Origin of the sequence: Vogesella sp. AC12, from assembly GCF_024437575.1 — a bacterium.
In the GTDB taxonomy this organism is placed as follows: Bacteria; Pseudomonadota; Gammaproteobacteria; order Burkholderiales; family Chromobacteriaceae; genus Vogesella; species Vogesella indigofera.
This window is the reverse complement of the sequence record NZ_JANFNU010000006.1, coordinates 145568-154516: the sequence shown is the minus strand read 5'-3', so window position 1 is coordinate 154516 and position 8949 is coordinate 145568. Positions and strand designations below refer to the sequence as shown.

The window sequence follows — 8949 nt, the reverse complement described above, 5'->3', positions numbered from 1 at the left end:
TTGGTATTTAACCGGGGAATTTTTACAAATTGGGGGTTGGCGGGGCGGGGGGGCAACGGTGGCCCCCAACGGCTCAGAACAGCAGCGCGAGGATGAACACGCCGAGCATGGCGAAGGCGCAGGCGATCTTGGCGACGGTGCCGGCCAGAAAGCCGAGGAAGGTGGCGGCGCCGACGCGGCTGGCCTGCGGCAGGTTGCGGCGCGCGATCAGCTCGCCGATGACGGCGCCGAGCACCGGCCCGGCAATGGCGCCGAACAGGCCGAAGAACAGCCCGACCAGGCCGCCGAGCAACGCGCCGATCAGCGCCTCGCGGCTGGCACCGCTTTTCCGGGCGCCGAGCAGGCTGGCGACACTCTCGATCACCATGCCGGCCACGGCGAGCAGCACGATGGTGGTCAGCGGCCAGAAGCCGACCTGCACGAAGTTGCCGTTCCACGCTGCCAGCAGGAAGCCGGCGGCGAGCAGGCCGAGGCCGGGCAGGGCGGGATAGATGGTGCCGGCGAGGCCGACCAGCACCAGCAGGATGGACAGCAGATACCAGAGCAGGGACAGGTCCATGGGGTCTCCGAAGGCAACAGGGGAAGAAACAAAGAAAACGGCGCGAGGCAGAAGTTCCGCCTGCGCCGTGCATTGCGGCCAACCTTGCGGCTGGCAGCCGTTCAGCTGCTGTATTCCTGCAGCAGGGTTTCCTGCGCGCAGCGGCCCTTGCCGCGCGCCATGCGCCGGCGATAGCTGCCGTCGGCCTGCATTTCCCAGGCGTTGGTGTTGTCGTCGAGGTAGATGCGCAGCCCTTCCTTCATGATGCGGCGCTTCAGCTTGACGTCGAGGATCGGCACGCAGGTTTCGATGCGGCGGAAGAAGTTGCGCCCCATCCAGTCGGCGCTGGCGATGTACATGTCCTCGGCCTTGTCGTTGTAGAAGTAGAACACGCGGGTGTGCTCGAGGAAGCGGCCGACGATGGAGCGCACGGTGATGTTCTCCGACAGCCCTTCCACGCCGGGGCGCAACGCGCACACGCCGCGGATGATCAGGCTGATCTTGACCCCGGCCTGGCTGGCGCGGTACAGCGCCTGGATCACCTGCGGCTCCAGCAGCGCGTTCATCTTGGCGATGATCTGCGCCGGCTTGCCGGCCTGGGCGTGGTCGATCTCGCGGTCGATGGCGCTGATGATCATGTTGTGCAGCGTGAACGGCGACTGGTACAGGTGCTTCAGCTCACCGGCACGGCCGAGGCCGGTGATCTGCACGAACAGGTCGTTGACGTCGCTGACGATGTCCTCGTTGCAGGTCAGCAGGCCGAAGTCGGTATACAGCCGCGCGGTGCGCGGATGATAGTTGCCGGTGCCCAGATGCACGTAGCGCTTGAGCTGGCCTTCCTCGCGGCGCACTACCAGCAGCATCTTGGCGTGCACCTTGTAGCCGAACACGCCGTACACCACGTGCGCGCCGGCGTCTTCCAGCCGCGATGCCCAGCTGATGTTGGCCTCTTCGTCGAAGCGCGCCATCAGCTCCACCACCACCGTCACCTGCTTGCCGGCACGGGCGGCGGCGATCAGCGATTCCATCAGCACCGAGTCGGTGCCGGTGCGGTACACCGTCATCTTGATCGCCACCACCTCCGGATCGGTGGCGGCGTTGACCAGCATGTCGATCACCGGCTGGAACGACTGGAACGGGTGGTGCAGCAGGATGTCGTTCTTGCGGATGGCCTCGAACAGCGGCGTCTTCTTGGCCAGCACCGGCGGCAGCGTGGCCTCGAACGGCGCGAATTTCAGGTCCGGGCGGTCGACCTTGTCCGGCACCTGCATCAGGCGCACCAGGTTGACCGGGCCGTCGACGCGGTAGATGTCCTGCTGCTGCAGGTTGAAGGTGTGCAGCAGGAATTCTTCCATGTGCGTCGGGCAGGTATCGGCGATCTCCAGCCGCACCGCGTCGCCGTACTGGCGCTGGCGCAGTTCGCCCTGCAGCGCGGTGCGCAGGTTCTTGACGTCGTCGTCGTCGACGTTGAGGTCGCTGTCGCGGGTGACGCGGAACTGGTAGCAGCCCTTCACCGTCATGCCGGGGAACAGCTCCTGCACGTGCGAGTGCAGGATGGAGGACAGGAACACGAAGCTGTGCTGGTTGCCGCCGCACAGCTTGGCCGGCAGCTTGATCACGCGTGGCAGGATGCGCGGCGCCTGCACGATGGCGATGCCGGATTCGCGGCCGAAGGCGTCGGCGCCTTCCAGCTCGATGATGAAGTTCAGGCTCTTGTTGAGCAATTTAGGGAACGGATGCGACGGATCCAGCCCGATCGGGGTCAGGATCGGCATCAGTTCGCGGAAGAAGTAGTCGCGGACCCAGGCTTTCTGTTCGCTGTCCCACTCGTTGCGGCGCATGAAGATGATGCCTTCGGTACGCAGCGCCGGGAAGATCTCCTCGCGCAGCAGGCGATACTGTTCGCGCACCAGCGCATGGGCGGCCTCGGACAGCCGGGTCAGCACTTCCGCCGGCTTGCTGCCGTCGGCGAGGATGCGATCCGGTGTCAGCTGCGCCGCTTCCTTCAGCCACGCCACCCGCACCTCGGCAAACTCGTCCATGTTCGACGACACGATACAGAGGAATTTCAGGCGCTCCAGCAATGGCAGGCGTTCCTCTTCGGCCTGCGCCATCACGCGGCGGTTGAATTCGATCAGAGCCAGTTCGCGGTTAAGCAGGTTTTCGTGTGTTGTCGGCATTTTATGCATTGGTACTAGTGCGGGAGGTAAAAAAAGCCCTCACGGGGAGGGCGCGGCCGGTGCTTATTGCTGCGGCGTGAAGCCGGCGACCTGATCGGCCCCCTGGCCGAAGAAGTAGGCTTCCAGCTGTGCGGCCAGGTACTGGCGGGCGCGGGCATCGGCCAGGCTGAGGCGGTTTTCGTTGATCAGCATGGTCTGGTAACGCAGCCAGCCCTGCCACGCCTCCTTGGAGACGTTTTCCTGAATGCGCTGACCCAGTGCGCCGGGCAGCGGCGGGAAGTCCATGCCTTCGGCTTCGCGACCGAGCTTAACGCAGTTGACCATTCGTGCCATGGTGAATTCCTTGAGAAGTGTCGAAACGATAGAGACTAATTGTGTCACAGAGATGACAGGTCACCAAACTTTGTGCCGCCGCCGCCGTTTACAAGGCTTTGATCAGCACCTTGGAGCGGCGGTTGTGGTTGTACAGCTCGCGGCGTGACTGCGGCAGCTGCTCGATGTTGGCCGCAACGAAGCCGCGCTCGGCAAACCAGTGCGCGGTCTGGGTAGTGAGGATGAACAGTGCCTTGTAGCCGTATAGCCTTGCGCGTTGCTCCACGTGCTGTACCAGCAGGTCGCCGAAGCCGCTGTTGCGGCGGTCGGTGCTGACCGCGAGGCAGGCCAGCTCGGCCATGCCGTCTTCCGGGAACGGCAGCATCGCGACGCAGGCGGCGATGCGGTCGTCGTGTTCCAGTACCGAGTAGTTGCGGATCTGCATTTCCAGGTGTTCGCGGCTGCGCTTGATCAGGATGCCCTGTTCCTGCAGCGGGCGGATCAGCGCCAGGATGTCGCCGACGTCCTCGATGCTGGCTTCGCGGATCTTGACCAGCGAATCGCGCGCGATCATGGTGCCGGTGCCGTAGTCGGTGAACAGCTCCACCAGCAGCGCGCCGTCGTCGTCGTGGCTGACCAGGTGGGAGCGCACCACGCCCTCGCGGGTGGCACGGATGGCGTAGGGCAGGCTGAGGCGGCATTCCTCGCTGCTGATGCCGCGCTGGTAGATCGCCTCTGCCTGGTCGGCGGAGATGGCGTTGTGCAGCACGCCGTCGGCATCAACCAGGCCGTGGCCCTGCACCAGGAAGATCAGCTTCTCCGCCTTCAGCTCGATGGCGGTATGGCAGGCGACTTCTTCCATGGTCATGTTGAAGGCTTCGCCGGTCGGCGAGTAGCCGATCAGCGAGGTCAGCACCAGCTCGCCGCGGTTGAGGCGCTCGTTGATGGCCTCGGTGTCGATCTTGCGCACGCGGCCGCTATACTGCATGTCGACGCCGTCGATCACGCCCAGCGGCTGCGCGGTGACGAAGTTGCCGCCGGCGACGCGCAGGTGCGCGCCGTGCATCGGCGAATTGGGCATCCCCATGGACAGGAAGGCTTCCAGATCATGGCGCAAGCCGCCGACCGCCGATTTCACCGCCTCCAGCGTCGGGCCGTCGGTCACGCGGCGGCCCTGGTGGAAGTGGCGCGCAATGCCGCGCAGGCGCAGTTGTTCGTCGATCTGCGGCCGCGCGCCGTGCACCAGCACGATGCGCACGCCGAGGCTGACCAGCAGGTTCAGGTCCTGCGCCAGACCGTACAGGTTGCCGCGCGCCAGGCTCTCGCCATTGACGGCGACGACGAAGGTTTTGCCACGAAAGGCGTTGATGTAAGGCGCCGCCTCGCGAAAGGCGAGCACAAAATCAGGGTGCAGCATGATGGGCCCCACAGGTAGACAGCCACAAAAACGCAAGATTAGCAGGAATGATGGCTTTATAGACAGTGCCGGCGCCGGCGGCACGGACGCTGCCCACCACCGGGGTGCGGCCGCAGGCCAGGGTTGGCCGCAACGCGCATCCGCCGCGACAATGACAATGACAATGGCCGGGCACCTTGCGGCGACCCGGCCATGGCGGACCGTGGCAAACGCTCAGGACGGGGTCTTCTTGAGCATGATCTGCTGCACCTTGAGGATGTTCAGCGCCTGGTTCAGTTGCACGTCGTTGGCGGCATCGCCGTTGCCATTGCCGTTGCTGTCGCCGTTTTTCGGCTTGTCACCGTTGCCGGCCGGCTTGGCGGCCGGTTTGGCCACCGGCTTGGCGTTTTCCGCCGGATCGTTCGGGTTCTGCAGGTGGCGTTCCAGATCGGCTTCGCGCACGCGCAGCGAGGCCAGTGTCTCGTTGCCTTCCTCGACCACGATGTCCGGCACGATGCCCTTGGCCTGGATCGAGCGGCCGTTGGGGGTGAAGTAGCGCGCGGTGGTCATCTTGATGCCGCCGTTGTTGGCCAGCGGCAGTACCGACTGCACCGAGCCCTTGCCGAAGGTCTGGGTGCCGACGATCAGCGCCCGCTTGTGATCCTGCAGCGCACCGGCGACGATCTCCGAGGCGGAGGCGGAGCCGGCGTTGACCAGCACCACCAGCGGCACGTTCTTGATCGCCGGCGGCACCTTGGCATAGTCGCTGGCACCCTTGCCGCGCTGGTAGTCGCGCGGGTTGGCGTACAGGCGCATCTTGGAGTCGCTGGCGCGGCCTTCGGTGTACACCACCAGCGCATCCTGCGGCAGGAAGGCGGCGGAGACGCCGACGGCACCGTGCAGCACGCCGCCCGGATCGTCACGCAGGTCCAGCACCATGCCCTTCAGCGGTGTCTTGTTGTCCTTGTACAGCTGGGTCAGTGCCTGCGCGAAGTTCTCGACGGTATGTTCCTGGAACTGGGCGACACGGACGTAGCCGAAGCCCGGTTCCAGCAGACGCGACTTCACGCTCTTGGTCTTGATCACCGCGCGGGTGAGGGTGAACACCAGCGGCTTGGATTCGGTCTTGCGCGCGATGGTCAGCGTCACCTTGCTGCCCGGCGCGCCGCGCATCTTTTTCACCGCGTCATTGATCGACAGGCCGCGCACCGGGGTGTCGTCGATCTTGACGATCAGGTCGCCGCTCTTGATGCCGGCCTTCTGTGCCGGGGTGTCCTCGATCGGCGCCACCACCTTGACCAGACCGTCCTCGGTGCCGATCTCGATGCCGAGGCCGCCAAACTCGCCCTGGGTGCCTTCGCGGAATTCCTTGAACGCTTCTGGATCGTAGTAGTCGGAGTGCGGATCCAGGCCGGACAGCATGCCCTTGATCGCCTCGTTGATCAGCTTCTTGTCTTCGACCGGCTCGACATAGTCCTGCTTGATGCGGCCGAACACCTCGGCAAAGGTGCGCAGCTCGTTGAGCGGCAGGATGCCGTTATTCTTGTCGGCAAAAGCCTGGATGCTGATGGTGAGCGCACCGCCCACCAGGGCACCGGTGGTCAGCAAGGCAAGTTTGCGTAAGCGGGGAGAGCTCATGGTGTGTGTTCCGTTCGTACGGGCTATCGCGCCCAGGACTGTGGATTGATTGGCCGGCCCATATAGCGCAGCTCGAAGTAAAGCCCGGTTTCGCCGCTTTCCAGGCTGCCGCTGGCGCCAAGTACGTCGCCGCCGCGGACCGTGGCGCCGTTGCCGCGCACCATGGTGGCAAAGCCGGTATAGACCGTCATGTAGTTGCCGCCGTGATCAATGATCATCGCATTGCCGAAACCGCGCAACCAGTCGGCATAGACCACGGTGCCGTCGGCGACCACGCGTACCGGGCTGCCGGGGGCGACCTTGATGAACATGCCCTTCCAGCTGGCGCCCTCGCCGCGGCGCGCGCCGAAGCGGCCGCCGATTTCGCCGGCCACCGGCAGTTTCAGCCGCCCTTGCAGGCTGCGGAAGGCGTTGCCGGACAGGCTGGCATCGGCCACCTCATCCACCGTTTCGACCCTGGCCGGGGCTTTCGGTTCTGCCGGCAGCGGTTTGCCCTGTTTTTTCGCGTCGGCGACCTGCTGGCGGCGTTTCTCTGCGGCCAACCTGGTCGCCTGTTCACGGGCCTTTTTCGCCTGTGCGGCCTTGGCGGCGGCGGCGAGCTGGCGGCGACGGATGTCGGCGTTGATGCGGGCGATCAGCGCGCTCAGCTCGCGCTCGTCTTCCTTCAGCTGCTGCAGTTTTTGCTGCTGGTTGCGGATGGCGCTGTCCAGCTGGCTGACTTGCTGACTGTGCTGGTTGCGCGCCTGCTGCAGCTGGCGTTTTTCCTGCACCTTGGCGCTGGACATTCGGCCCAGCCGCACCAGTTCGTCCTCGATGCGCTCGCTCATCGCCTGCAACTGCACTTCCTGGTCGCGCAGCGTCTGGATCAGACTTTGCTGCGCGCGGTGGATGTGGGTGTAGTAGGTGAGATCGCGCGCGCTCTGGTTCGGGTCCTGGGTGTTGAACATGATGGCCATCGCGTCCTGCTGGCCGCGCTTGTACTCCGCCGCCAGCAGGCGGCTGACGCGCTGCCGCGTCTCGGCCACCTTGATGCGGATGGTCTGCAGCTCGGCCTGCAGCGTATCCAGCTGGCTGCTGCTGGCATCCTGCTTCTTCTCCAGCTCGTTCAGCACCTGATGCGTGGCCTGCAGCGCCTGCTCGGACTTGGCGATTTCGCCGGCGGTCTGCTGCCGCTCGGCTTCCTTGCGCGCGATGTCCTGCTGCAGGCTGCTGATTTCCTTGCGCACGCTGTTGAGGTCCTGCTGCGGCGCGGCCGCCGGCGGGGCGGCCTGCGCCACGCCGTACAGTGCGCCGAGCAGACTGAGCGTCAGACGTGCTTTCACTGGAGCTCGATCAGCGAGCGGCCGGTCATTTCGGCCGGTTGCGGTAGCCCCATCATCGCCAGCAGGGTCGGGGCGATGTCGCGCAGCGCGCCGCAGTCCTGCAGCGTGGCGTTGCGGCCAACGTACAGCAGCGGCACTTTTTCCAGCGTGTGCTGGGTGTGCGCCTGCTGGTGGATTTCGTCGTTCATCTGCTCGCAGTTGCCGTGATCGGCGGTGATCAGCACTTCGCCGCCGATGGCCTGCATCGCGTCGACGCAGCGCTTGACGCAGGCATCCAGCGTTTCCACCGCCTTGACCGCGGCGTCGAAGATGCCGGTGTGGCCGACCATGTCGCAGTTGGCGTAGTTGCAGATGATGGCGGCGTACTGGCGGCTGTTGATCGCTTCGACGATCTTGTCGGTCACTTCCGGTGCGCTCATTTCCGGCTGCAGGTCGTAGGTGGCCACTTTCGGCGACGGCACCAGGATGCGGTCTTCGCCGGGGTAGACCTGCTCCTCGCCACCGTTGAAGAAATAGGTGACGTGCGGGTATTTCTCGGTTTCGGCGATGCGCAGCTGTTTCAGGCCGAGGCCGGACAGGTATTCGCCGAGGCCGTTGCGGATCTTCTGCGGTGCGTAGGCGACCGGGTGGCTGTAGGCCTCGCCGTAGGAGGTCAGGCTGGTGAACAGCGCCAGCTTCGGCTGGCGGGCGCTGAAGCCGTCAAACGCCGGATCGGTCAGCGCGGTGGTCAGCTGGCGCGCGCGGTCGGCGCGGAAGTTCATGAACACCACCACGTCGCCGTCCTGCATCTTCAGCGGCTCGCCGATGATGGTGGCCTTGACGAATTCGTCGTTCTCGTCGCGGGCGTAGGCGGCGGCCAGCGCGTCGTGGCTGCTGGCGGCGTGGAATTCGGCTTCGCCTTCCACCAGTGCCTGGTACGGTGCCGCCATGCGCTCCCAGCGCTTGTCGCGGTCCATCGCCCAGTAGCGGCCGCAGACGGTGGCGACGCGCGCATTCGGGCAGCGTGCCAGCACCGCGTCGAGGCGGTCGAGGTAGGTTTCGGCGCTGCGCGGCGGCGTGTCGCGGCCGTCGAGGAAGGCGTGCAGGGCGATGCGGCCAACGCCGGCCGCCTGTGCGCCTTCGATCAGTGCGTGGATGTGGTTCTCATGGCTGTGCACGCCACCATCGGACAGCAGGCCCATCAGGTGCAGGGTGCTGTCCTGTTGCTTGGCGGTCGCGATCGCCTGCGCCAGCACCGGGTTGGCGGCCAGCGTGCCGGCCTCGACGTCGCAGTCGATGCGGCTGATGTCCTGCTGCACGATGCGGCCGGCGCCGATATTGAGGTGGCCGACTTCGGAGTTGCCGAACTGGCCGGCGGGCAGGCCGACATTGTGCTCGGAGGCGTCCAGCGTACTGTAGGGATAGCGCGCTTTCAGCGCGTCCCAGTTCGGGGTGTTTGCTGCCAGAATGGCATTATCGTCGCCTTCGAGGCGGTGACCGAAACCGTCAAGGATGAGTAGCAAAACCGGCGTAACAGTAGCCATGATGTCCAATTATCTGTGGTGAGAGCAGGAAAACCCGAGG

The 8949-nt window shown here is 65.3% G+C and carries 7 protein-coding genes; all 7 read right to left on the bottom strand.

Annotation, left to right across the window (positions count from 1 at the left end):
* Positions 1–73: 73 nt before the first annotated feature.
* Complete coding sequence (locus tag NOM55_RS11475; protein ID WP_255908667.1) at positions 74–559, bottom strand: DUF456 domain-containing protein; 486 nt, start codon at positions 557–559, stop codon at positions 74–76.
* Positions 560–660: 101 nt separating this feature from the next.
* Positions 661–2718, bottom strand: a complete 2058-nt coding sequence (gene ppk1 / locus NOM55_RS11470) for a polyphosphate kinase 1 (protein ID WP_255908666.1) — start codon at positions 2716–2718, stop codon at positions 661–663.
* Between the two features lie 63 nt (positions 2719–2781).
* Complete coding sequence (locus tag NOM55_RS11465) at positions 2782–3051, bottom strand: oxidative damage protection protein (protein ID WP_047966219.1); 270 nt, start codon at positions 3049–3051, stop codon at positions 2782–2784.
* A gap of 88 nt (positions 3052–3139) precedes the next feature.
* A complete protein-coding gene (gene argA / locus NOM55_RS11460; protein WP_255908664.1) occupies positions 3140–4447 on the bottom strand; it encodes an amino-acid N-acetyltransferase in 1308 nt (435 codons plus the stop codon).
* Positions 4448–4660: 213 nt separating this feature from the next.
* On the bottom strand, positions 4661–6064 hold the full coding sequence (locus NOM55_RS11455) for a S41 family peptidase (protein WP_047966217.1): 1404 nt from the start codon (positions 6062–6064) through the stop codon (positions 4661–4663).
* A 23-nt stretch (positions 6065–6087) separates the two neighbouring features.
* Positions 6088–7386, bottom strand: a complete 1299-nt coding sequence (locus NOM55_RS11450; protein WP_255908663.1) for a peptidoglycan DD-metalloendopeptidase family protein — start codon at positions 7384–7386, stop codon at positions 6088–6090.
* The gene (gene gpmI / locus NOM55_RS11445) at positions 7383–8909 is read right to left on the bottom strand and encodes a 2,3-bisphosphoglycerate-independent phosphoglycerate mutase (RefSeq protein WP_255908662.1); all 1527 of its coding nucleotides are present in this window, start codon (positions 8907–8909) and stop codon (positions 7383–7385) included. Before gpmI ends, NOM55_RS11450 begins: the two co-directional genes overlap by 4 nt.
* Positions 8910–8949: the final 40 nt, after the last annotated feature.